Below are 24,817 nucleotides of genomic sequence, written 5' to 3'. Positions count from 1 at the left end.
GAGGTGCGGCTACTCCACCAGCACCGGCGGCGCGGCGTAGGGATCGACCTGCACGTCGAGCAGCGTCGGCACGTCCGCATCGAGCGACTCCTCGATGGCCGGCCCGACCCGGTCTGGATCGGTGATCCGCTCGCCAGCACAGCCGAAACCGCGGGCGACCTGCGCGTAGTCGACGCCGGCGTGGAAGTCCGTCGACTGGTCGACGTTGTACGTCCCGAGCTGGCTCATCTTCGAGGAGCCAAGCGACTCGTTGTTCGTCACGACGACGGTGATCGGGAGCTCCTCCCGGGCCGCAGTTTCGAGATCCGAGATGTGGTACCCGATGCCGCCGTCGCCGGAGAGCGCGACGACCGGTCGGTCCGGCAGCGCGGCCTGGACGCCCAGCGCCTGCGGAAGGCAGACGTTGATTCCGTCGCTCCCTCTCGCCTGCAGGTAGCCCAGCCCCGGCCGCTCGGTTTCGTAGAATGCGCCCGAGAAGAAACCCGGGAAACTCGTCGCGCTCACCAGCACCGCGTCCGCAGGCAAGCGTTCGTTCAGTTCGCCCACGACGCGCTGGGGTTTGATCGGCGTGGCGTCGCTCGTCAGATCGTCTGCGTGCTCCTCTCGCCACGCCCGGCGATCCTCGGCGAGGTCGTCGATCCGGTCGGTACGATCGGCATCCTCGTCCGTCGCACTGGTCGCCGCTCCCTCGGCGGCAGCTGTCAGCGCGGTTAGCGTCGCCCGGAGATCGGCACGGATTCCGACCATCGGCTCGTAGTTCCGGCCGAGCCACTCGGGGTCGAGATCGACGTGCACCACCGGCACGTCCTCGGGCACGAGCGTCCACCCGACCGACGTGAGTTCGCCGAAGCGGGTCCCGAGGCCGAGAACGAGATCTGCATCCTCGACGGCGTCGTTGGCTACCTGGCAGAAGCCCCAGCGTCCGACGACGCCGAGCGCGTACGGCGCGGTTTCGGCGACCGCACCCTTGCCGTTCATCGACGTGACGACCGAGACGTTCGCCGTCTCGGCGAAGTCGGCCAGCGCGTCGCTCGCACCGGCACGCAGGACGCCCTCCCCGGCGACGACGACCGGCCGCTCGGCGTCGGCGAGCAGTTCGACCACGTCGGCCACCGCCTCGTCGTCGGGTTCTGGCCGGGTCCGTGGATAGTCGGCCGCCACGTCGCCACGGGGGTTTCGATCCGTCTCCTCGGCCATCACGTCCTCGGGGAGGTTGACGTGGGCCGGTTCGGGAACGCCGGTCGTCGCCGCTCGCAGGGCCTGTTCGACGTGCTCGACGGCCCGCTCCGGCGTTTCGGCGTCCGCCGTCGTGCCGACGAACGGTTCGAGGATCGCCTCGTTGTCGCCGTCCTGTATGACGCCGTTGCCCCGCGTCGTGCGGTCGTTGCCACCGGTGAGCGCGAGCACGGGAGAGGAGGCACCGCTGGCCTCGCAGAGCCCGACGCCCATGTACGCCGCGCCAGGGCCGCTAACGCCGTCGACGACGCCGACCGTCCGGGCAGCACGGGCGTACCCGTCGGCCATGAGGGCGGCGCTCGCCTCGCTCCGCGCCAAGATATGTCGCAAGTCCGATGCGGCAAGACTCGCGTAGTAGGGATCCATCTGCTCGCAGGGGAACCCGAACACCGTCTCGATACCTGCCTGCTCGAATATCGCCGCGATTGCATCCGTCGTTCGCACCATTAGCACCGATCACCGTGGTGCGTGGGACCACAATGCATGTCAGAACGCTGCGCAGGCGGGGACAAAAACGCTCCCCCGGTCGGCGGGCGGACGCCGACCGGCGCCCGACGATCGTCGACCGACGCCTCGCAGGACCTCACTCCGCCGTGACGGCGTCCCCGAACTCGTACTCGACGCCGGTCAGCTCCTCGGAAACCGGCCACAGCCGACGCGCCAGGGCTTCGTCGTAGGACCGGTCGCTCGACGCCTGCACTTCGGGGGCGCCTCGCAGGTTGGCGATGCCGCCCGGGCCGACGTACTCGCCGCCGGTCAGCTCCGGGCTCGTCGCGGCGTAGAGCATCGGGAGCGCACCTCGCCGGGCGGACTGTGCGAAGAGCGCGTTCGCCGCCTGCATCCCCCAGAGTCGGAGTCGGGAGCCGCGGAGCTCCGGACCGCGTCGCTGGAGGTTGGTGTCGGCGTACCCCGGGTGGCAGGCGAGACTGGCGACGTCCGACCCGGCCGCGTCGAGCCGCCGGTCGAGTTCGTACGCGAAGAGCACGTTCGCGAGCTTGCTCTGGGCATACGCCGTCCACTCGCCGTACTCGTCCTCGAACTGCAGGTCGTCGAACTGAATCTCGCCGTTGGCGTGCAAGCCGCTGCTCTGGGTAACGACCCGGGTCTCCCCTTCAGTCGCGCGGAGCCGGTCGAGGAGCCCGCCGGTCAGTGCGAAGTGGCCGAGGTGGTTCACGCCGAACTGGTACTCGAACCCGTCGGCCGTCTCACGGCGCGGGATCGCCATGATCCCGGCGTTGTTGCACAGCACGTGCAGCTCGGTGTGGTCCGCTTCGAACCGCTCGACGAAGGACTGGACGGACTCGAGGTCGGCGAGATCGAGCCGTTCGACCGCGAGGCGGTCCGCGGGGACCGCGTCGGCGAGGTCGTCCCGGGCGCGTTCGCCGCGCTCGAGACTGCGACACGCCATCACGACGTCGGCGCCCTTCCTGGCGAACGCTCTCGTGGCGTGGTAGCCGAGCCCACTGTTCGCGCCGGTGACCACCACGGTGCGGCCGGACTGGTCGGGAACGTCGTCGAGCGACCACCCGTTCGCATCGAGCAACGGTAGCGCCATACGCACTCCTCGGGCGCTCGGCCCTTATGCGTTCGAGTGGACGCTGGTCGGGACACCGCTCTCAAGACGGGGAGTCGGTGTGGTGAGAGGCAAAAAAGGCCGGTGGGCAGATACCGGTACGTTCTGCGGAACTGCCCTCACACTCCGAGGGATTCACCTTTGCTCAGCACAGAAGCAGGTAGAACCAGTAGGGAAGCGTGACGATCCCTTGCTGCACGTCCTCGATCGACGCTCGCCCAGCAGTGTCACCCGTGAGCAGGATTCCGATCGGGGCCTCGTACTCGCTGCGGAATTCCCCAATCGCCGAGCGTGTCACCTCCCGGTCACCCGACCGATACGCCAGCCCCACCGGCACCGGCGTCCCGTCGACCTCGAAGACGAAGTCGACCTCACCCTCGCGTCCCTCCCAGTACTGCACCGACGGCGCCTCGTCGCGGCCCTGGATCGCCTCGATCCCGTAGGCGAAGCGCATCGTGTGGTCGAACGCCGTCACCCGGGCGAGATCCGTCTCGAGGTCGAAATCCGCAAGGACCGACCCCGCCGACCCGCCAGTGAGCGCGACCACGAGACCCGGATCACGGAGGAACAATCGCACGGAGCGCGGCCGTGCGTTGTCGTACTCGTTCACGCCCGTCAACAGATACAACGTCTCCAGCGCCGGCAGGTAGCTGTCGACGATCGTCCGCCGATCGACGTCGAACAGGTCCACCAGATCCTGGTACTTCAGCGACTCACCGCCGCGGTTCCGAGCGGCGAGCGCACAGAGGCGCTCCAGATCGCCGATCGTCTGGATCGACTCGAAGCCTGGGACCTCCTGGTAGAGCGCGTCGCGGACGTTCTCCCGGAGCATCGCGTAGTCGGCCGATTCGAGATCGCTCGCCGATTCCACGACGCCGTCCTGGGCGTAGCTGACGATGCCGCCCATCGCGAGGTAATCGACGAGCTGGGACTGGATCCGGCGCTCCTCGCCCTCGACTTGCTCGTACTTGCGCCGGAGCTCCGCGACGAACGGCTCGACGTCGCCGGTACGCAGCACTTCGGGCAGGCTGTGCTCGCCCTCGCGGAGCGACGTCGGGCTCACGCGCGTGTCGCCCTCTTCGAGATCAGGATACAGCGAGAAGACGTAGTCCCGGAACTTCTCGGGCAGGATCGGCTGGACGCCGTACTCGCTCTCGTCGATCCCCACGCGGTCGAGTTCTCGGTCTACCTGGACACCCGCACTCGCCGTGACCGCGACGTGTCGTCTCGGTGCGTCTTCGATCAGTTTGGCGACCGGCGTTCCCCAGCCCTCGATCGTCGTCTTGTTCGGGTGTTCGATCAGGTGCACGTCGTCGAGCAAGAGGAAGTGGGGTCGCTCCTCGTCGACAGCGGAGAGGACCCGGTTCTCGTAATAGCGGACCGCCCGGCGGAGCTGCTCGTCGGACTGGAGCTGGAAGAGCGGGTCGGCGTCGAAGGGCAGATAGCAGAACTGCTCGGGGGCGTCGCCTTGCTGGATTCGGTGCTGGACGAACTGCTTGAGCAGCGTCGTCTTCCCTGCTCCACGCCGTCCGGTGAGTCCGAGAATCGGCTGGTCCTCGAACTGACTACCCTCGTCGTCCGGGCGAGCGAGGTGGTAGAAGTCACTGCGCTGGCGTGCTGGGAGCGAGAACGCGTCCGCACCTCGCTCCCACCACGGGTTGTGTTCGTCGAGCGCCCGCACGAGCGAGTCGGCTGGGTCGACCGCCATCGGAGTACTGACGGATCAACGGGCGCCTCCCCAATGATTGTTTCGTCACGAATAGCGACACGCGAACGGCGTTTCTCACGGTAGATGCCGTACGTAGCGGCCGATTTTCGGGAGAGCGCCCGATAAAGAACACTTCAATGTATTTGTCTTTCTTATTACCACCTGCATGATGCACTATTACGGAGCCTTTTTCCCCACTTGCGCCAAAGTAGTGGCCGTACAAGACTCAAAAGCCGCACTATAATGTAGTTAATTAGACTCGGTCGGGGTCCCACTGTCGGAGAGGACCCGGGAGCAGGACGGGCGGTGCGATTACGGAGGAACTCATGGACACCACACACGCCGACATCGAGAGCGGAGAGCGACACGATATCGAGGTCGAACTCGTCAGCAGGCGGTCGATCGAAACCGAGCACGGGACGGTCAATCGGCTGCTCGTCACGGACCGTACGGCGACGCAGTTCTCGGTGCTCGTCGCGGAGGACAGCGAGCCGCTGCTGGATCTGAAGACAGGGGCGACACACCGGATCGCCGGGCTGCTGGGCGCAGACCCCCTCCCGGCGCTGCCGGAATCCGAGCAGGACTGTCCGGACTGCGGGGCGGTGCTCCGTCCGGGACGCCCTTTCGACGCAGTCGGACCGGCGGTCACACGTGCTGCGAGCGAGCTCGGGCTCGAGGAGGCCTTCGGCGTCGTCGACGCGAACGCGATCGTCCGTCGGGTCCGGGCGAACGAAGATCGCATCGACGACTGGCAGCCGATGCACACCGAGGAGCGGCTCGACCCGCCAGTGTACGTCTGCAGGGGCTGCCACCGACAGCTCACGAGGGCGGACGTCCGGCAGGCGCCAGGTCTCGAGAGCCACCCGGACGACGGCCAGTTCGGAGACAGCAACCACTGTGAAGCGAATCACAGTCACGCCGCACCGGAGACCGTCGGACTCGCCACCGGTGGCGCGAAAGACGTCACCAACTTCCGGGAGAACATCGCCAACGGCTACACGCCCAAACCCGGAGCGATCACGGACGAGGGACTGTTCTACGACTACCACTTCGAGACAGGTGAACGATCGAGCACCGACGCCCTGTTCGCGCCGCGATACGCCGCCGCGAGGAGCGACCACCCCATCACCGGCGAAACCGAGACGTTCCTCTCCGTCGGACTGGACTCGACGCTCTCCGTCGACGAGTTCGAACGCCCCCGCCTGGACCTGATCGCCGTCCTCGACGTCTCCGGCTCGATGAACAGCCCCTTCGACGAGTACTACTACGACCAGCAGGGCCGGCAACGAGAGACGCAGGCCGACGACGTCACGAAGCTCGATGCCGCCACGCAATCGCTCTGTGCGCTGACCACCCAGCTTCGGCCCTCCGACAGGCTGGGCATCGTCCTGTTCAACCAGCAGGCACACGTCGCCAAGCCGCTGCGAGACGTAGATTCGACCGACATGCCGGCGATCCGCCGCCACATCCGGAACGTATCGGCCGGCGGTGGCACGAATCTCGCCGACGGATTCGAAGCCGCGCGGAGCATGTTCGGTTCCCGGAACGGCCCCAACGTCGAGCAACGCGTCGTCTTCATGACGGACATGATGCCCAACACCGGCACCACCGACGAGAAGACACTCCAGCGGCGATTCGCCGACGCTGCCGTCGAGGGAATCCACACGACGTTCGTCGGGATGGGGCTCGACGAGAACGCCGACCTCGTAAAGACGCTCTCGGGCATCCGCGGCGCGAACCACTACTTCGTCCACTCCGCGGCCGAGTTCGAGCGCCGTCTGGGCGAGGAGTTCGATTACATGGTCACGCCGCTCGTGTACGACCTCTCGCTCGAGCTCGACGGCGACGGCTGTGAAGTCGCGGCCGTCCACCGCTCGCCTTCCGCGGAGGCGACGACCGGACAGCTGATCGACGTCGGGACGCTGTTCCCCTCCGCGAAGACCGACGGCGAGGCTCGAGGTGGGATCGTCCTCGTCCGGCTGGACCAGATGGATCCCGATGCCGACGTCGAGCTCGTCGCTACCTGGAGCGAACGCGACGGCGGGACCCACACGGAGCGTCGGAGCGTCGAGCTTCCCTCGGACTCGGTGTCCTTCGGTCACGATGGCGTCCGCAAGGCCGTCGCGCTAACCCGGTACGCCAGCGCGCTCCGCTCGTGGGCTCGAGACGTTCACGAAGGTGAACCGCCCGAAGCAGGTGTCGACGACTGGCAGCTGGAGAAGTTTCTCGGACGCCACGAGGAGATGTCGGTGCCACTCGTCGTCCCGGGCGAGCACGCAGACCGATTCCAGCAGCTTCGGGAGTACCTCGAGCAGGAGATGGTCGCCGTGGGCGACGAGGACCTCCAGCGCGAGATCGATCTCCTCGAGACGCTCGCTACGCACCCCGTCAGAATCAACGGCGAGGTGACCGAAGGATGACGGTCTTCGCGTTCGACCGCGACTGGACGGTCGACGTCAACGCACACCCCAGCAAGGATTCGGTTCCCCTCGAGTGGGTCCGGCTGCTCGCCGACGATCCGGACCACTCGGTCTACGCGATCGGGAACCGGATGCTCGAGGAGGAAGCAGGTATCCCCGGCGTCGTCGACGTCGTCCACAGGCACCCCGACGACTCCGAGCGCTGGCTCGGTGAGCCAACGGGCAACGGCCATCCCGAGAAACTGCCGACGCGGAAGGAACGCCTCTCGCTGATCGCCGACCTCCACCCAGCGGCCGAGAAGCTCGTGGTCGTCGACGATCTCGACCTGAGCTACGTCGAGGGGTGGACCCACTACTACCCCTGGGACTTCGTCCGCGCAGTGAACGCCGGGAACTGCCAGTCCGATCTTCCGGTGAGGGTGAACCCATGAAGGAAGCAGAGCTCGCCTACGGCAGTCGGATCTTCGTCCGGAGTCCCTCGGAACTGACCACCTTCCTCGAGCGACATCCGAACACCCCTGCGTTCGAAATCGAGTACGAGACGACCACGCCGAAGCCGGCGCTGGTAGCCGATATCGATCCGATCGACTCGACGCTGGATCGACCGGCCGCGGCCCCGGCTGTCGAGTGCTCCCCGGTCGACGGCCGTCGCGACTCGTTCACCGTCCGCATCGACGAGATCCACACCGTGGCTCTCGCCGATCCGCCTGCCCAGCAGTACGTGGCCGATGCCGAGACGATCGCCGAGGAAGCGCGGGGATTCCGCCGATTATCGACGAGCGATCCCCACGAGATCGACGTTGTCGACCTCCTGGCCCTCCTCGAGCAAGCAGCGCCAGGTAGCCGCGGACGGAAACGGATACTCGAAGCGCTCGAGGGGATCGCCTCGGAGCGCCCCAAGGACTGCGCTCCCGCCGTCCCAGTCATTCGTGAGATCCTCGGCGACGACGATACGACCGCCACGGCTGCCGCGCTGGCCGTGCTCCGACCGATCGGTGAGGAGCTGCCCGAAGAGATCGCTCCCGCCTTCGAAGCAGTGGGGTCGTACCTCGACGCGGAGGATCCGGGCGCTCGCTACGAAGCGACGCGGTGTATCGTCGCGATCGGCGAGGAATACCCGGCCGACATCGAACCCGCTGCCGAGGAGCTCGCGGCGATCTTCGAAAGAGGCGGTCGCAGTCGACGGTACGCCGTGTGGGGGTTGCGACTGATTGCCGGCGAGTCACCGAAAGCAGTCGAGCCGTTCGCACCGTCGCTACTCACGGCGGCGACGAACAGGGAGCTCTCGGATGAAATCCGGTTGAACGCGACGGCTGCACTCGGACGCGTGGTACACGAGTCGCCATCAGTTGGGGTCGACCACGTCGACGAGATTGCGACGCTCCTTGACGAGGACGCACAGCGACTCCGAAACAACGGCGTCGCACTCCTCGGCGATATCGCACTCATCCACACCGACGCCGTTCGCCCGTACGTCGACCAGCTGGTACCGCTGCTCATCGTCGACGAACGGTACGCACGGATCAACGCCAGCTGCGTGGTGGCACGGATCGCGGAGGACTACCCGGCGTCGGTCGAGCAATTGGTCGGCGAGTTCGTCGAGTTGCTCGACGACGATGATCCAACAGTCCGGGAGAACGCCTGCTGGGCACTGGGACACGTGCAGGCGGACACGGCAGCATCGTCCCTGCAACGCGTTGCAGGCAACGACGAGGAAGCCGACGTCCGTACCAGGGCGATGTGGGCACTCTCGGAGATCGAGGACTGCTGATGGCAGCCACCAAACCCATAGACGAACGGCGAAAGCATTGGGACGAACGCTGGAACCGCGTCGGTCCCTGATCAGCAACAGACACCCGAATCACAGATTTCCCCCAGTACAATGAGAATCGGATTGCTCTCCGACGTGCACGCGAACCTGCCGGCCCTCGAGGCTGTCCTCGACGACATGCCGGACGTGGACTCGATCGTCTGCGCCGGCGACGTGGTCGGATACAACCCGTGGCCTGCTGACTGCGTCGAGCGAATCAGGGACGTCGCTGCCGTCACCGTCCAAGGGAATCACGACAGGATGGTCGAGACACCCGTTCGGTACGCAGCGAACCAGATGGCCCACGCGGGCCTGCAGTACGCCCTCGATACGCTTTCGGAAGCACAACTCGAGTGGTTGCGCGAACTGCCAGCCTCCACGACGTTCGGGAACGGCGACTACCTGCTCGTTCACTCCCATCCCGAGCACCGCGGCAACTACGTCTACCCTGAGGACTTCGCCGAGCTGCGACCGTACCTCGAGGACTACGACGGCGTCGTCCTCGGCCACACGCACGTCCAGGGGAAGGCCCACGTCGACGGTCGCCTCGTCGTGAACCCCGGGAGCGTCGGGCAGCCTCGCGACGGCAACTCGAACGCCGCGTACGCCGTCCTGGACACCGAGGAAAACGACGCTGAACTGCATCGAGTGCACTACGACGTCGACCGAGTTCACCACGAGATCGCCGTCGAGGGATTACCAGCCGAATCGGGCGACCGATTGTTCCTCGGGAAGTGACGGGTGAGAGTCCGACCGAGAGAAAACACGACCGAAGATGATCCAGATAGTACCCGGCGATCTCGACGTGGCCGAGGAACGAATGGACGAAGCGGAGCTCCTTGAAGCGGTCCGCGATGAGCGAGGCGAGGAGTTCGTCCAGGAGCACCGACAGCAGATCCTCCTCGATGCCAGCAGGATGGGCATCGTCTGAAAGCGATGCGATCGATCGAGAGATCGGGCAACCGCTCACACCGCTTCGCGAACGTGCTGATCCCTGTCGCTGCGGCGCGCGACCTCACTCCGCGCTCGACAGGATTTCGAGGTCCCGTTCCACCGGCGCCTCGACCTTCGGACTCCGGCAATCCACCCGCAGTTGCTCGCGCTGCCACGCCTGCCCGCCCTTGCCTTGCCACACGCCGTACAGCGTCACTTTCGGGAGCTCCAGCACTCCGAAGAGGACCGTGAGGACGTAGAGGGCATTACAGATGTCGTCCCACGACGCCTCCGCCATCTCGGGGAGCGATCGCGGGACCTCCACGCGTTGGGCCAGCACCCTGTGTGACCGTGCTCGCTCGATGAAGTCACGGTCGTTACTGAATAGCAGGACCTCTTTCCGGTTGTCGTCCTGGTAGGCGTCGTACCCCTGGACGATATCCTCATCGCCTCGATCCGTCGTGACTTCGTCCGCGTAGCGGTGATCGCGGAGCAGCCGGTAGTAGTTCTCACCGAGGCGGCCCTCCCGTCGAGAGCCGGCGGGTTGGTTCCAGAGCGCACTGAACTCGCTGCCGAAGGCCGATTCGATCCGGCCAGTGTCAGATCGCTTGTGATCCCAATCGAGCTCGTCGCGGACACCCGTGGCGAGCGCGAACCCGTTAACCGTCGCCTCCGGCCCAGGGTACAGTTCGAGCACGTCAGCGATCCGCCACGGGAGAAGGTTCGTGTCGAACCCGGCGACGACCGGCTTGTGCCCCGCCGTCAGATCGGGGCTGCCGTACCGGTCGAGGAACGCCTCGATGTCGTCGCTGTTCGCAGGGTCGACCAACCCACCGGCCATGAGCCCGTTACAGTACGACCGGGGATCCGGGAGTTCGTCAGAGACGCCGGACCCGTACTCCCGTTCTACAGCGTGTCTCGCGTTGGCGTAATCGTCGTGATCAGCTGGAAAGTGGACCGTCGAACTCCCTGGATCGCCGAGTTCGATACGCAGTAGCTCCCCGACTTCGTCTGCCGGATGGCGAACTGCGATCTCGTCTTCTCCGGCATCGAACAATGCGTTCAGGAGGATCGTGAGTGGTCCGCGTTCGAGTTCCATCAGTATCCCTCCGTGAGATCGTAGAGTTGCGTCGCGGTGCGCGGAATCTCCGGGTACAGTCGCCCGAAGTAATTCTCCGTCGAAGAGATGTACAGGTAGTACACGTGATCGGCACCGTACCGCATCCCGGCCGCGAACGCGATCGCCGACATGAATTTCCGGCCTGGTGTGATGTCGACAGCGACCGCATCATCGTCCCCGGCTGCCTTCACGACTGATTGGACGTGTTCCTGAATCTCGCCGAACGCTATCTCGTCGTCGATTTCCGTTCTGAACACGGACGGAGAATCGCCACCGTAGGCTTCGACAGTCCGCTCCGCGAACGTCAGTGCCTCCTCGACTTCCGCCTCGATCGCGGGGAGAGAAAGTGCGTGGATCTCGTCGGGCACGAACCCGTTGTCACAGGCCGCTGTCAGGCTATTGACCACCGCCTCCACGTTCGTACTCGCGGTAGTCACCCACGTTCGAGTCATACGGTACGCGTTCACGCCAACCGACATTAACCATGGTGGCGGTTGGCAACAGAGAAACCTCGTTCGAAGCCTGGTTCGGCGTGACCGATCGACTTGGAGACGCCGCAGTTTGGGCAGAACGTTATTGGGACCATCACCCGTTTGTAATATAAATGAACGATCGGGAAGGGCCGACCGAGAGCTACGATGGAAGCGTCACGGTCCGGATCCTCGACGACGACACCGGGAAACGAGTCGAACGGTGTTCGTCTTACGTCGAGGCGATCGACATCGCGAAAGAACACCGATTCACGGACGCAGTGACCAAGATCGTAGACAAAGACGGTGACACGGTATTTTCCTCGACAGCCATGGACATCGACACGTGGGAGTCGATCTGGAAACAGGAGAAACTCCGCCAGGGCGTCGACGTCGAAGACTACGACTGTCCCTACGACAACGTCTCCTGTTTCGCCGAGGACCTCTGCGTCGAGTGCAAGATGGACAAAGTCCAGGACGACGTTCGCCAACTGGAGTGAACGTAGTTCAGTGCGGTCTTTCAGCCCCTGAAATAACACGGCCGAATGTCGAGGTGTCGGAGCGGGCGGAGGAACCCTCGCCACAATCCCCAAGTAGGTCGCCAGCGACTCACTGTCCATCCAATGGTTGGGGGATGCATCTGCTATAGTCCGTCCTACACTGCCCTTCGAGATCACGCCTTCAACTGGCTCGATACGAACACTGCAGAATCACCAGAGAGCGCAGTATTTCTCGAATCCAACGCCCACCAGCGCGACGCGATCGCTACCGCGTGGCGCGAGGAGCACGATGCACTTCGCCTGACCGTCACCGGAATCGCCGATTTCGCGCTCACGATTCACGAGCGACTGTACGGCCCGTATCCCGGAATCGAAACGCTCGAACGACGCCGCACGATCGAGCAAGCGCTCCACCGACTCGACGAGAACGACGTGCTTCGCGACGCCGGCCAGCACACGCCGTCGATTTCTGAGCTGTTGCGGGAGCTCGAAGCCGACGGCGTCCGAGACATCGCAACCCTCGAAGATCGACTCGATTCGAGTACCTGTACCCAGCACCAGCAAACGGTTCTCACCGAGGTGTTCGAAGGGTATCTGGAGCTTCGCGGACGCATCGCGCACCCAGAGTCGAAGACACAAAACGAGAAACTCGCCGCCGTCGCAGAGACCGACCAGTCTTTGAGGACTGTGCTGCCGCATCTCGATGCGATCGTCATCTCTAATCTCGAGGACCCGTCAGCGACCGAGCTCGCTGTCATCGAGCGGCTTGCGGAGGACTTCCCCGTCCGCGTCCTCATGCCGACCGTCACGCCGGAAGCACCGACGGCCGGTATCAGCACGGCCGTAGCTGACACGATCGCTGCGCTACGCGGCATGGGGTTCGAGGAGGAACGCGTCGAAGCAGCCGATCCGCTCCCGCTTCGAGACGTCACGACACGCCTGTACCAGCCAGTCGAGACGCCTGACGCCCCGCCCGCGGAGCTGTCCTGGCACGAAGCGCCGACACCGGATCGAGAAATCCGTCACGTCGCCCGGCGCATCCGCGAGGAACTCGCAACCACCGATCGGCAGCCAGACGACTTGCTCGTACTCGCTCCCGGGTTGCTCTCCTACCGGGATGGGATCGCGGACGTGTTCGACGCGTACGGCATCGATCACGCGTACAAGGTCAGCATCCTGCTCGAACGAACGTACGCCGGCCGCGCCGTCCTGGACGCCATCGAGTGCTGTGAGTACCCGCGCAGCGACCGCATCGCAGAACTGGCAACCAACCCGCTCGTCGACATCCCAGGGACGGACGCGGTCGAACTCGCGGACGTCCAGCGCCGCCTGTACACGACCGCGATCGACGCGTATGTCGACGAACTCGACGCGTCCGCTTCCGGCATCGATGCCTTCCTCGACCGCGTCGCCGCTGTTCGGGAGGCGGAGGCCGATGCTGTTGTCCCGGCAGTCCGCGAGTTGCTCGGGCATATCGGGCTCGAAAGTACGGTGGAGACGCTCGATGAGAATGCTGATTTCAACGCCGGGTACGAGGCCAGAGCCGTGCGTCGCGTCGACGCAATCCTGGAGTCCGTCCAGACCGTTTGCGAGGAATTCGATCCCGATGACCCGCTCGGCGAAGTCGGGACAGCACTCGAAGGTGTCCGCGTTCCGTCGCCAACCCAGGTGACTGCCGGGAACGTCGAAATCATCGGACTCCAGGACGCGCCGGGCGCGGATTTCGAGGAACTGTATGTGCTCGGTGCGACGGCACAGCACCTCTCCGGTAGCGAAACGCGCCCACGGTTCTTCCAAACTCTGGGCGAGCAACTCGGCGTGTTCGAACGCCATGCGCAACGAGACGTGGACCGGTACCGGTTCGGGACGCTCATCGGGAACGCACAGCGCGTCCACATCACGACACCAGAAACGACGATCGACGACGATCCGTTACTCGTCTCACCGTTCGTCGACGAACTCGCCCGCGTCACCGGCTTGGAACCGACTGGAACCCTTCACGACGAGCCACGCGCATCGAGAGAAGACCTGCAACGCGACATGGCCGGCGCACCTCCGGCAGCGCTAGAACCAGCCCTCGCAGCAGCTCGAGAGAACGGGCACGTCACCGACGCGTTCGTTGCAACTGCGACGCGCGGCGCGGAATGCGGCGCGCACCGCGGCGTCCAGGAACTCACCGCCCACGACGGGCAACTCACAACGGGATCGATAGAATCGCTGGACGGGAAGCTGACGCGCGCGCCGTACAGTTACAGTCGCCTCACGAAGTACGCCAAGTGCGGGTTCAAATACCTCCTCAGCACCGGGTGGGGTCTCGACGAGGAGGACGACATCGAACCAGGCATCGACCCGTTGACGCTCGGCTCGGTCGTCCACGAAACCGTCGAAACATTCTACCGCGACCTCCAAACCGAACCCGGCGACCCCGTCGACCTGACCGACCACGACCAGCATGATCTCGAGCAAGGCCTCCTCGCCGCGGCACGAGACGCCGTCGACGATGAAGACGTCTCGCTGCACGACGTGTTCGGCGAGAAAACCCTGCACGCACTGTTCAGCGGCCTGGCCTCCCCGACCGAAAACGAGTACTACTCCCCGCCGGGCAACGACAGCACCGACGACCCTTCCGGCACGTTCGCGCAGTTCCTCGACACGGAACTCGACTTCGCCGAAGACGGGCACCGACCCAGCTACTTCGAAGCAGAACTCGGCGACGACGACGGCGTGCAACTCCCGGACGGCCGCACCGTTCCAGTCGGCGGGATCGTCGACCGCGTCGACACCACGCCCGACGGACTCACCGTCTTCGACTACAAAGCATCCAGCGTCAACGGGGCACGACGACGAGAAAACCAGGCGCGCGACGGGATCGACTTCCAACTCCCAATCTACTCACTCGCCGCCCCGGAACTCGTCGACACCGACCTCACCCCGTCCGACGTCGCCGCACGGTACTACGTCATCAACGACAACCCGCAGGTCAAACCGCGGCGCAGCCTCGCCGACCGGTTCGACGACATCGACTACGACGCGTTCATCACCGACGTGATCCCGGACCGACTCGACGCGGTCACAGGAGCGATCGAGAATGGCGCGTTCCACCCGGCTGTCGTCGGTGAACGCACTGCACAGTGCTCCTACTGCGAGTTCAGCGACATTTGCGACGTTCGACACCACCGCCGATACGACGTGGTCGATCACGTCACCGACACCGGGCACCACGCGTACGTTCCCGCGGGCGCCGGCGCAGGGGACGTGCTGGACGAACTTCCTGGGGGTGACACCGATGCGTGAAGACGCTTCAGCGGACGAAGCGGACGTGTCACTCACCGACGAGCAGCAAGACGCGCTGAAACTCGACCGGAACATCGCAATCACGGCCGGCGCCGGCACCGGCAAAACAACGACGCTCAAAGAAAGGTACCGGGAGATCCTGGCATCCAACCCGGACATCGGGCCGCAAAACGTCCCGACGCTCACGTTCACGACCGACGCGACCAGCGAACTCCGCGACGAGATCCGGGACGTGATCGACGAGGAACTCGCCGACGCCACCGGCGACGAGTACGACCGGTGGCGGACCGCGAAAGACGATCTCGAAGACGCGTACATCCACACGATCCACGCGTTCTGCAGCCGCATCCTCCGCGAGTTCGCCGTCGAAGCCGACGTCCACCCCGAATTCGAAACGCTCGACGAAGGCGACGCAGACGACCTGCTGAGCGAGACCGTCACGGCCGTGCTCGACCAGTACGGCGTCGAAAACGGCCCGCCAGCGCCGGCCGGACGCCTCGCCCCACGCGACCAGAACGAGCAAACCCACACTGCGGAATGGCCGTGGGACACGCACGACGAGCTCGCCACGCTCACCCAACTGTACTCCCGATCGACACTGCACTCGGCGCTCACCAGCCTGTTCAGCGAACGCCCGGACAGCACCGAGTGGGCCGACCGGTGGGCCGACAGCACCGCCGAAGCATATCAAGCGTACTGCGCGGAGTTCATCGACGTCTCCATCCCGGTCACCGAGGCCGACCAGCTCATGGACAACCAAGACGCGCAAACCGCCATCGAAGAGATACGCCGCATCGCTGCGGAGGATCTCGACGTCCCGGCCGACGACAACGGGAGGGAACTCCTCGAGGACCTCGCCGGCATCCTCACCGAGACTCGCGCGCACACCGACGACGGAACCGCAGCCGACCGGCAACGATTCTTCCTCACCCTCGCCAACGGCGTCACGAGCAACGCCGGCACCCTGTACTCGAGATCCCACTACTACGCAGGCACCAAAGGGAACTGGCACGGGAACGGCCACGAAACCGAGCAAGACGCGCTTCAAGACGCGCTCGACAAACTCACCGCGCTCGTCGAACCCGAAGATCGGAATCTCGATCACGACCCCGCCGTCGAACGGAACGCTGCCAGGCAAGCCATCGCACTCGCCCGCGTCTTCCAGGTCACCCGCGCCGAGTACGAACGCCGGAAACGACGCCGCACCGCACTGGACTACTCCGACCTCATCACCGGCGCCATCGACTTCCTCGAAACCAACGACGACGCGCGCCGCACACTCCGTGAGGAGTTCGAGTACATCATGGTCGACGAAGTCCAGGACACCGACCCGCGGCAATGGCAGCTCATCAAACTGTTAAGCGGCGACGACCCTGACCGATTCGACGGGCAGAACGTGTTCCTCGTCGGCGACGAAAAACAGAGCATCTACCGGTTCCGCGATGCCGACGTCACGCAGTTCCGCGACGCCCGCACCACGCTCATCGACGACAACCCGGCCGGCGTCGACGGAGACCTCGAACTCACCGGGAACTTCCGCACCGTCGCACCCACCCTCGACACGATCAACGACCTGTTCGAGGAACTCCTCCAACCCGCCGGTCGGGAAGACGACAGCACCCACGAACCGTACGAAGCCGAGCCGCAACGCCTCACCGCCGAACGCCCGGACGGCCCCGACGTCGACGGCACCGTCGAGTACCTGGTCGTCCCCGACGACGAAGACGCAGACGCCGCGCTCGGCCTCGAGGACACGTGGTTCACGGACGACGAGTACCTCTCCCGCGCCGAACGCGAAGCCACGGCCGTCACCGCGCACCTCACGAACCTCTTCGCCGGCGACACCGAGGTGTACGGCCCGGACGCTGAGGAATACGTCACCGCGCAACCCGAGCACGTCGCACTCCTGTTCCGATCATCCCGCCGCCTCGACGCGTTCGAACGCGCACTCGACGCCGAGAACATCCCGTACACGAACCTCGCCGGCAGCGGCTTCTACGACACGCCGGAAGTCCGCCCACTCATCAACCTGCTCCGCGTGCTCGAAGACCCGCACGCCGACATCCCGCTGTACGGCGTCCTGCGCTCCCCGCTGTTCGGCTTCACCGACAACGAACTCGCCAACGCATACACCGCCGACACGGCACTGTGGAACGCTCTCGAAACCGCGACGCCCGAACTGCAAGCCGCCCGCGAGCAGATCCGCGAGTGGCGCACCGACGCCGGCACCGGCCCGGACCCGGCCGTCGGACAGTGGAGCGCCCTCATCTCCCGCGTCATCGACGACACCGCGTATCTCGTCAGCATCGGTGCCGACGACCGCCCGCAGCAAGCCGTCGCCAACGTCGAAAAATTCCGCCAACAACTCCGCAACTGGGAGGAAGGCAACGCCCGATCCGTCACCGCGCTCCTCAACCGAATCCAACGCGCCCGCGACGGCACCGACGACCCGAGCGAAGCAACCATCCCCGGCGACATCGACGGCGTCCAGCTCCGCACCATTCATTCCGCGAAAGGCCTCGAATTCCCGATCGTGATCGTTCCCGAGATCACCCGCGGATTCAACCACCAATCACGCATCACCAAAGCTCACTTCGAACGCATCAACGACGAGCCCCTCCTCGGATTGAAAGCACCGAGCATCGACACCGTGTTCGACGATACGAACTCCGCGATGTACACGCACGTCCGCGAACACTACCGCGACCGCGAACGCGCCGAGCAACGCCGCCTCCTCTACGTCGCCGCCACACGCGCCCGCGACCACCTCGTCCTCACCGGCACGCACAGCATCGACGACGATACGGAATCTGGATTATCCGACGCCGGCGACTGGGCCGACGCCAGTTCCTGGCAAGATTGGGTCCAACCCACGATGCTCGACATCCCGGACCTCGTCCCGCAACTCTCCCAGCACGACGCAATCACCGCCGACCTCGACGAAGGGCAGTACACGATCCGCCGCCCACCAGAACCCGGCGACTGGACCCCACCAGGCGGAGACGACGCCGTCCCAACCGACATCGAACTCCCCGAACCCGCCCGGCAACCCGCGAAACAACGCCTCTCAGCCTCCCAATTTCGCGACCAACTCGCAGACACCCAATCCCGCCCAGATCTCCTCCAGGAAGATGGCGGGGACGGAACCGGACCCGAGCACATCGACGCCGACCCCGCCATCAACAGTGCCACGCTCGGCACGATCGTCCACAAACTCTGCGAACTCACCCCGCCACGCGAGGACTGGCCAACCATCATTCGCCGCAGCGTCGACGATCCCGACGCACTCACCGAAACCGACATCAGCCTCATCGAGCGTCACGCTGACGCCGGACTCACCGCACTCGACGAGCTCGAAGCTATGCACGAGATCCGCTCTCGTCACGCCGAACTCACCGTCACGCTGGACCTGGACGCCGCCAAAGTCGTTGGCGACATCGATCACCTCTCCGTCACTGACACAGGTTACCTCGTCGCCGACTACAAAACAAGCGACCTCGACGGCGAATCCATCGCGAGCTACACCGAGCACTATCTACCACAGCTCCTCGCCTACGCCGGCGCACTCTTCCAGAACGATCCAGACGCCGAGCACGTCACCATCGCCCTCATCTTCACCGACACCGGCGACGTCCCTCACCGGACGGTAACACGGATAGACGTCGACGAACTGCTCGACTGGGCGAGCACGGAACTGTAACTACCACCGTGACCGCGTGAATATCAAAGTCGGTGCGGGGTGCGCGACAGTTCGCCGTCTTCGATAGTAATCGTGTCCACGCTCGGCTCGAGGTCAGCAGTCAACCGCTCCGTCGCCCCGTTACAAAACGCCGTGCACTGCCTGAACGTCGCCGCAGCTTCCTTGTGAATGTGACCGAGCGCCACGGCGTCGATCGAAATCGTACTTTCCGGCGTGAATGCCAGCGCACGTAGCGGGAAGTTTCGAGAGTCCGACGATCTCCTCACCGGGACGGTAGTCAATATGCGCGACGCCGAAGAACGGGAGCAGATGATGCTCGCAGAGACTGTAGATGGGGATCTCCGTCTTGACGACGAGTTCGTCGGCATCGGCCTCGAAGGTTCGAAGGTCGGGTTTGGCGGTTTCGCGCGTTCCCTCGGTCAGTGTCGCAAGTATTTCGGGACCCCGCCGTTCAAACGTCTCGGTTAGCGGGGCCTCGTTGGGTTCCTCCCCGATTGCCTCGAGCAGGAGTCTCGTCCCCCGCCGAGCCTTCTCGAGGTCGATTTCGCTGTCCTCCACTGGAACGGCCGTCGTCTCCTCGTAGTGAAACTGATTGTCTGTCATCCATGTCCCCGGTGCATCGTTCCACAGGTCGACGGTGATCGAGGTGATGGATATCGCGGAGCGGACGTCGTGGTACAAGCAGCGGCGAGCGCAAGCGTACGCGTTCCCGTTGGAGGCGTTAGAGCAGGGCGATGCGATCGGTGCAGCGGGCGAGTCACCTGCTGGGTCGGACGGACCGTCGACGGGGGTTGGCGACGGTGAGGAGCAACAGGGACTGGGTACCGTCGGTGAACCGGCGGTGGAGAGCGGTCAGGATGGTGTCAAACAGCTTGGGAGCGGGAGGAGGTATGGCCGCCCGATGAGGATGGTGGCGAGAAAGGCAGAGGGGGATTCGTTCAAGGGGTAAGCGGCGCCGGGAGTGACGTGGCGTAGACTGCGTGTCTCACCGGCTGTGGTTAGAATGGTTCCGTGGGTGTGCCTCAGCTTTTTTGTTCTGCCGCTGAATTGAGGGGATCATGTCATCAGGGGTCAGTGAAGAATCTGAATTTCTCTCCGGGTTTCGTGAAAGACGTCTTCGTTCTTACCAGAGTACGCCCGAGGATATCAACGCTCATTACAGCGACGAAGGGCAGATTCAGGCGGACTATCATAGACGGTTCGCGTTTGAACTGATCCAGAACGCCGACGATGCGATGTCGGACAGTGAAGGAACGAGGAAGGTCAGGTTCGAGTTGGACGGGGAGACGTTACTCGTCGCGAATACTGGGCGTCAGATCGATGAAGACGATGTGAAGGCCCTCTGCACGATGAGTTATACGACGAAAGAGGCGAGTAGCGACGCCGAACAGGAAGCTCCTATCGGTCACAAGGGTCGCGGATTCAGCTCCGTTCTCGATCTGACGAACCGACCGCAGGTGTTCTCGACTGGCGTTTCGTTTGAGTTCGATCGCGGTGATGCCCGAGACGCGATTCTCGACGCGGTTGAGGAACATGATGAGTGGTCGGAACCTGATATCGACGGCATTCCGCTGATGCGGCTTCCATTCCCGCCAGACGAGACGCCGCCTCGTGTCCAGGAATTACTGGAGCAGGAGTACAACACTGTATTTCGATTCGAGTTGAAGAGTTCCAGTATCCGGGAGGATACGATCACTGCTATTTCAGAACTCGATGAACACACCGCGGTGTTTCTCCAGAACCTCGAGGAGCTAGAACTCAGTCTCGACGGATCGACTGAAGAATGGCGAATCCAACGAGATGTGAAGCGAACCGAGAGCGTGCAAAGCGATCTGGAGTTCGTGACCGTCGAACATGAAGCCGAAACTCAGGAGTCGGCCAGTACGACATTCGCGTTGTTTTCGCGGCTGCGAATCCCGATCGGCAACAATACGGGTGGCATCGATGCGAATACTTGGGGGGAAGTCGATCACACGCGGATTGGTGTCGCACTTCGTGTTACTCGTGAATCCGATGGCATCCATCTAAAGCGGTTGCGTGAACGACCGTTTCTCCACGTATTCCTCCCAACTGAAGAGCGATGCCCGATACCGGTGCTTGCCAATGGGGCATTCTACACGAAGATTTCCAGAACCAGTGTCGACGTGACTGCCGGCGCAGAGAACTATAACGGATTCCTCGTTGAGCAAATCGCCGATTTACTGGCGACAGATGTCGTGGGGTACGCGAAGGAAACCGCCACCAGTGCCGGGGAAATCCTGGGGTGGCTCGATTTCACTCACCTTACTGAAGAATCTCGGAATGATGACGACTCACTGGAAGGGCGGTTTATCAACGCCGTGAAAACTGCGTTCGCCGATGTGGCATTTCTGCCGGCGTTTTCGGATGCAGATGGAGACGCTTCGTTACGTTCGATCCGGGAGGCAGTCATTCCCTATTACGCCGAGACCCGGCCGGATATCGCCGGGTACGTTGCGCGGATCCACGGTGCGACCCGATTGGAAGTCAGTGAAGTCGATAGCCAGGGGTATTTTCTCCAGACGAAATTGTTGACCCCAAGCCACGCACGGGTTTTGGATTCACTCGGTGCAGATACTCTTTCGGCTCGGGATATCCCTCTCGTGTTAGGGGCTGTGTCGGACTCGCGTTCTCCGCTGAACAAGTATCCGGAGCCTGTTGATGAATTGGCTGTCGACCCAATCCTGCAAGTGTTGATCTGGGTGTTCGAGACAATTAGCGATCAGGATGACGTGTTGAGCGAGTTCAAAGCTGCGTGCCAGGGTGCGTCGGTGTTCCCGGTTGGTCGACCAACTGAGGCGGGCATCGTCAGGCATGTTGCGCGTGACAGCGGCGGGGTTCGCGAGTTGTTCTTCCCGCCGCAGAACGATATTCCGGATGTTGATCTCCCGGGAATTGAATTCCTGAGTCCACCATTGTACCGTCCGAAGGCAAACGTTGATTCACGGACTCAAAGTAATCTCGTTACGGAGTTGAAACCCGCGTTAGAGTCGATATGGGGTGTCAATGAGTTCGAATTCGAAGAGGTTGCTCGAGCAGCATTGTTCCCTGTCCTGCCGAGTCCGCAGCAACTCGATGCTGATGACACGCCGCTTCGGAAGCGCAGTATTCTGGAACTCGTGTGGCGGCTTGCCGGCGAATCAGTAGATGCGGCTGCTCCATTACCGCATATCGAGCGAACCCAGACACTGCATCGGCTTTGTCTCCTCCCGGTGCCGACGAGAGACGGGGACTGGGAGCCTGCCTGTCGCGTGTACTTCGGATCGGATTGGCAGCCGGATGCGAGCGCGGCCACGCAGGTCGAACCGTTATTCGACGCGGCCGGCATCGAAGATGCTCACTACCTGGCGCCTCCCGACACATTCCCGGGGATCGAACACCCTGCAGACGTGGTGGATGAACCTGATATTGGGGAGGAGTCTGAGTTTGACGAGTGGCGGAATTTCTTCCAGTGGTTGGGGGTATCTCCGCATCTCCGGTTGAAGCCGTTTTTCGATCCGCAGACTCGACGTCGCCTGCGATCGACGATTGGTATTGAACGACCGGACGCCCGCTCGGAATTGGACGCGTTAGATGAGGACCTGTGGACGGAATACCAGCACCATCTCACGGAGTGCTTGGATCAGGCTGGTGGGCAGCGCGGGGAGTACGACTCGATCTACCAGATGCAAAGCATCGAATTCTTGAGTCAGTTCCTTGAGGCGGCAGGAAATGTTGAGAACACGGTGGAAGGAGAATCGGTATCCTCTAGCGTCGGCGAGCAACTTCTCAAGCACATTGGTGCGTGGTGGCGAGAGAGCTTCCAGAAATACCGGAATCCAGTGCTCGCCACACACGACGTACAATCATTTGGACGACGGAACCAGAATTGCCCTGCGGAGAGCGAAAAGCGTCGCGTTGGACTCAACTTGTGGCTGTGGCAACTGAAGAACGCTCGCTGGTGCCCGACGGAGCACGGTGTCCGACGGCCTGATGAAGCGTGGTTACCGACCGAGAGCGTCCACTCCCGGTTTCAGCTGAGCGGTAATTCGCTGTTGCCTGTGATTCCGAGTAACGTGGCAGAGCAAACGCGGGATGCAGCAGGGTTCTTCGACGCAGTCGGCGTTCGTCGGGAATTATCTCAGTCTACATTCCGGCCGCGCGATGCGCGGACGATCGTCGGGACGATTGCGAACACGTTCACCGATGCCGATGGGAATCTGACAGCCACCGCTGCGGTTGGGGACTCGCTTCGCCAGATCAAATCGGCGTACCGCTACACAAGTGAACTGCTGCCAGCCCTTCCTGATCAACAGCGAGACATCAAGGACGAAGACTGGCAAACGAGTCAGACAGGGCTGGAGGATGTCGGCGTCCTGTGCCGGTATCCCGATGGGGAGTTCGAGATCATTCGAGCGCAAGATGCGTACTTCGTTAGCGCCCCGGACGTTCTTGAGCAGATCCCGATCCCCAGCCTGCCGGTATTTGTGCTTCAGGAGACAGAAGCCGTCGGATTCGGGGTGCACTTCGGGATGCGTGATCTGGAGAGAGCTGCGGATTCGACACCACGGTTCCTCGATGAACGCCCCGCGGTGCGGGAACAGCTCATCCAGGAACTGAAACGAGCTGCACCGTACATCCTCTGCCGACTCGAAGCTGAGCGCCAGTCCCAGGAATTGATCACACGTGACCTAAACGGCTTGAGAGCATTCTGCACCGATTTGGAGATCGTCGACTCGATCGAGGTGGATTACGAGTTCCCAGGCGAGAACGTGGCGCCCGTGACTTCGAATCCCCCGTACTATCTTGACCGTCGTGATCGTGCTCGATCGGAACCCGCGATACCGATCGTCAGGGCTGCAGAAAACGACGACGAACAGTATCGATATTTAGCGCGGGCACTCTGTGGAGCGTTGAATGTCACGCAATTCGAAGGCGTCGTGACGATGCTCACCGCCACGGATGACAGTGACCGTCGAGATTATCTGCGTCTGGCCGGAGCACCGTCATCGATCGATGAGATCGAAAGCAAGCGACAAGCACTCCGTGAGGACACAGCGGAGCCCCTCGAGGCACCGATAGTGAATCCGAGCGACTACACCGATGAGGACGTGGAGTACAAGCCAGACAATTCCCCAGACCCGGCAAGAGAACCGATCAAAGACCGGACGCCTCAGCGGCAGGAACGCCCGATCTACGAACCAGGGGAATTGGCGATTGCCGGTGATCGAGAGACAATCATTGTTGAACCTGCCGAGGAGAACGGAGATGAGGACGACTATTCAGACACCAGGGAATCTCAAGGGGGCGGTAGCAACCCGGACATGAAATATCGCACTGTAGTCGACAAATTAGGGATGCAGATCACGATGGAGTATGAACGGGCGCGGCTCCGGGAAGAATTCGACTTCGAGAGCCGTGACACATCGCCCGAGGAGTACGTGTTCAAGGTCCATACAGAGCAGGCGATACAAGATGCTCGTAGGAGTGACTCTAATGCGGCACCCGTGATCAAGAAGCTGGTCGAAGAGGTCGGACTCCCGCTTCCCTACCCGGGATTCGACATCCTCACAGTGAATCCAGATACGGGGAAGGCTGATCGGTTAATCGAGTTGAAGTCCTCCGGGCACGATACGCGAACACCAGGGATCTCGTGGAACGAGTGGAAAACTGCCCGAACCAAAGACGTGAGCGACCGATTCTACCTATACATCGTTGGAAACCTGCGGAAGGACATCCGCTCCGACCCATATGTACGTGCTATTCGTAACCCGTTTGAATTACTCCGCCCCGAAACGGAGGAACACTCAGAGACGAAGCGAGAGGTGAAAGTCGACATCACGAACTTCCGGAAGCGAGGAGAAATCCAAGAAACGCCGCTCGCCGATGTGACCGAGACTGACTAGGGTTTACCCTCTAACCATGGCACTCCAGGCATTGAAACCCCTGGCCACGGATCAATAGGGCTAAGATATCCTGGGAGAGGGCTACGCGTTTCCCCAATTGAATAAACCAGTGTTGAAAGGCGCAGATGGGCGTCGAGGGCCAAGTGTACG

Annotated in this window: 16 protein-coding genes; 10 read left to right on the top strand and 6 right to left on the bottom strand. The window is 63.2% G+C overall.

Features of this window, described 5'->3' with window-relative positions; genetic code table 11:
• Window positions 1-9 precede the first annotated feature (9 nt).
• From L593_RS12265 to L593_RS12255, 3 genes are all read right to left on the bottom strand, one after another.
• Entirely contained in the window at window positions 10-1,683 is a 1,674-nt protein-coding gene (locus L593_RS12265; protein WP_020447289.1) for a thiamine pyrophosphate-binding protein, read from the bottom strand.
• Window positions 1,684-1,819: 136 nt separating this feature from the next.
• Window positions 1,820-2,791: an oxidoreductase gene (locus L593_RS12260; RefSeq protein ID WP_020447288.1), complete on the bottom strand. Its 972-nt coding sequence runs from the start codon at window positions 2,789-2,791 to the stop codon at window positions 1,820-1,822.
• A gap of 163 nt (window positions 2,792-2,954) precedes the next feature.
• Window positions 2,955-4,517: an ATP-binding protein gene (locus L593_RS12255; protein WP_020447287.1), complete on the bottom strand. Its 1,563-nt coding sequence runs from the start codon at window positions 4,515-4,517 to the stop codon at window positions 2,955-2,957.
• 326 nt (window positions 4,518-4,843) lie between these two features.
• On the opposite strand from L593_RS12255, the gene L593_RS12250 reads away from it, so the two are divergent.
• The 5 genes from L593_RS12250 to L593_RS16095 all read left to right on the top strand — a co-directional run bounded on the left by L593_RS12250 (window position 4,844) and on the right by L593_RS16095 (window position 9,678).
• On the top strand, window positions 4,844-6,937 hold the full coding sequence (locus L593_RS12250) for a VWA domain-containing protein (protein WP_020447286.1): 2,094 nt from the start codon (window positions 4,844-4,846) through the stop codon (window positions 6,935-6,937).
• Complete coding sequence (locus L593_RS12245; protein ID WP_049894127.1) at window positions 6,934-7,368, top strand: hypothetical protein; 435 nt, start codon at window positions 6,934-6,936, stop codon at window positions 7,366-7,368. Before L593_RS12250 ends, L593_RS12245 begins: the two co-directional genes overlap by 4 nt.
• The gene (locus L593_RS12240; protein WP_049894125.1) at window positions 7,365-8,708 is read left to right on the top strand and encodes a HEAT repeat domain-containing protein; all 1,344 of its coding nucleotides are present in this window, start codon (window positions 7,365-7,367) and stop codon (window positions 8,706-8,708) included. The genes L593_RS12245 and L593_RS12240 overlap by 4 nt, the downstream gene beginning before the upstream one ends.
• A gap of 111 nt (window positions 8,709-8,819) precedes the next feature.
• Entirely contained in the window at window positions 8,820-9,485 is a 666-nt protein-coding gene (locus tag L593_RS12235; protein ID WP_020447285.1) for a metallophosphoesterase, read from the top strand.
• A gap of 37 nt (window positions 9,486-9,522) precedes the next feature.
• Window positions 9,523-9,678: a hypothetical protein gene (locus L593_RS16095; protein ID WP_187292622.1), complete on the top strand. Its 156-nt coding sequence runs from the start codon at window positions 9,523-9,525 to the stop codon at window positions 9,676-9,678.
• 84 nt (window positions 9,679-9,762) lie between these two features.
• On the opposite strand, the gene L593_RS12230 is transcribed toward L593_RS16095, so the two are convergent.
• Complete coding sequence (locus L593_RS12230) at window positions 9,763-10,779, bottom strand: hypothetical protein (protein ID WP_020447284.1); 1,017 nt, start codon at window positions 10,777-10,779, stop codon at window positions 9,763-9,765.
• Entirely contained in the window at window positions 10,779-11,252 is a 474-nt protein-coding gene (locus L593_RS12225; protein WP_049894480.1) for a CRISPR-associated ring nuclease, read from the bottom strand. Before L593_RS12225 ends, L593_RS12230 begins: the two co-directional genes overlap by 1 nt.
• Window positions 11,253-11,404: 152 nt before the next feature.
• On the opposite strand from L593_RS12225, the gene L593_RS12220 reads away from it, so the two are divergent.
• The 3 genes from L593_RS12220 (at window position 11,405) to L593_RS12210 (ending at window position 18,764) form a co-directional block, all read left to right on the top strand.
• Window positions 11,405-11,770 (top strand): hypothetical protein, encoded by a 366-nt coding sequence (locus L593_RS12220; protein ID WP_020447282.1) that lies wholly within the window; start codon window positions 11,405-11,407, stop codon window positions 11,768-11,770.
• Window positions 11,771-11,893: 123 nt separating this feature from the next.
• Complete coding sequence (locus L593_RS12215; protein WP_020447281.1) at window positions 11,894-15,064, top strand: PD-(D/E)XK nuclease family protein; 3,171 nt, start codon at window positions 11,894-11,896, stop codon at window positions 15,062-15,064.
• Window positions 15,057-18,764 carry an exodeoxyribonuclease V subunit beta gene (locus L593_RS12210; RefSeq protein ID WP_020447280.1) on the top strand — a complete coding sequence of 1,236 codons (3,708 nt, stop codon included), beginning with the start codon at window positions 15,057-15,059 and terminating at the stop codon, window positions 18,762-18,764. Before L593_RS12215 ends, L593_RS12210 begins: the two co-directional genes overlap by 8 nt.
• Before the next feature lie 120 nt (window positions 18,765-18,884).
• Here the strand turns inward: L593_RS12210 and L593_RS12205 are convergent, their stop codons facing one another.
• Window positions 18,885-19,445 (bottom strand): GTP cyclohydrolase I, encoded by a 561-nt coding sequence (locus L593_RS12205; protein WP_201764627.1) that lies wholly within the window; start codon window positions 19,443-19,445, stop codon window positions 18,885-18,887.
• On the opposite strand from L593_RS12205, the gene L593_RS12200 reads away from it, so the two are divergent.
• Together L593_RS12200 and L593_RS12195 are read left to right on the top strand one after the other, a co-directional pair.
• Window positions 19,414-19,713 carry a hypothetical protein gene (locus tag L593_RS12200; RefSeq protein WP_187292621.1) on the top strand — a complete coding sequence of 100 codons (300 nt, stop codon included), beginning with the start codon at window positions 19,414-19,416 and terminating at the stop codon, window positions 19,711-19,713. The genes L593_RS12205 and L593_RS12200 overlap by 32 nt on opposite strands.
• A 109-nt stretch (window positions 19,714-19,822) precedes the next feature.
• Window positions 19,823-24,667: a sacsin N-terminal ATP-binding-like domain-containing protein gene (locus tag L593_RS12195; protein WP_049894123.1), complete on the top strand. Its 4,845-nt coding sequence runs from the start codon at window positions 19,823-19,825 to the stop codon at window positions 24,665-24,667.
• Window positions 24,668-24,817 lie beyond the last annotated feature (150 nt).

This window comes from Salinarchaeum sp. Harcht-Bsk1 (assembly GCF_000403645.1).
Classification (GTDB): Archaea; Halobacteriota; Halobacteria; order Halobacteriales; family Salinarchaeaceae; genus Salinarchaeum.
This window is presented reverse-complemented; position numbering and strand designations above follow the sequence as displayed.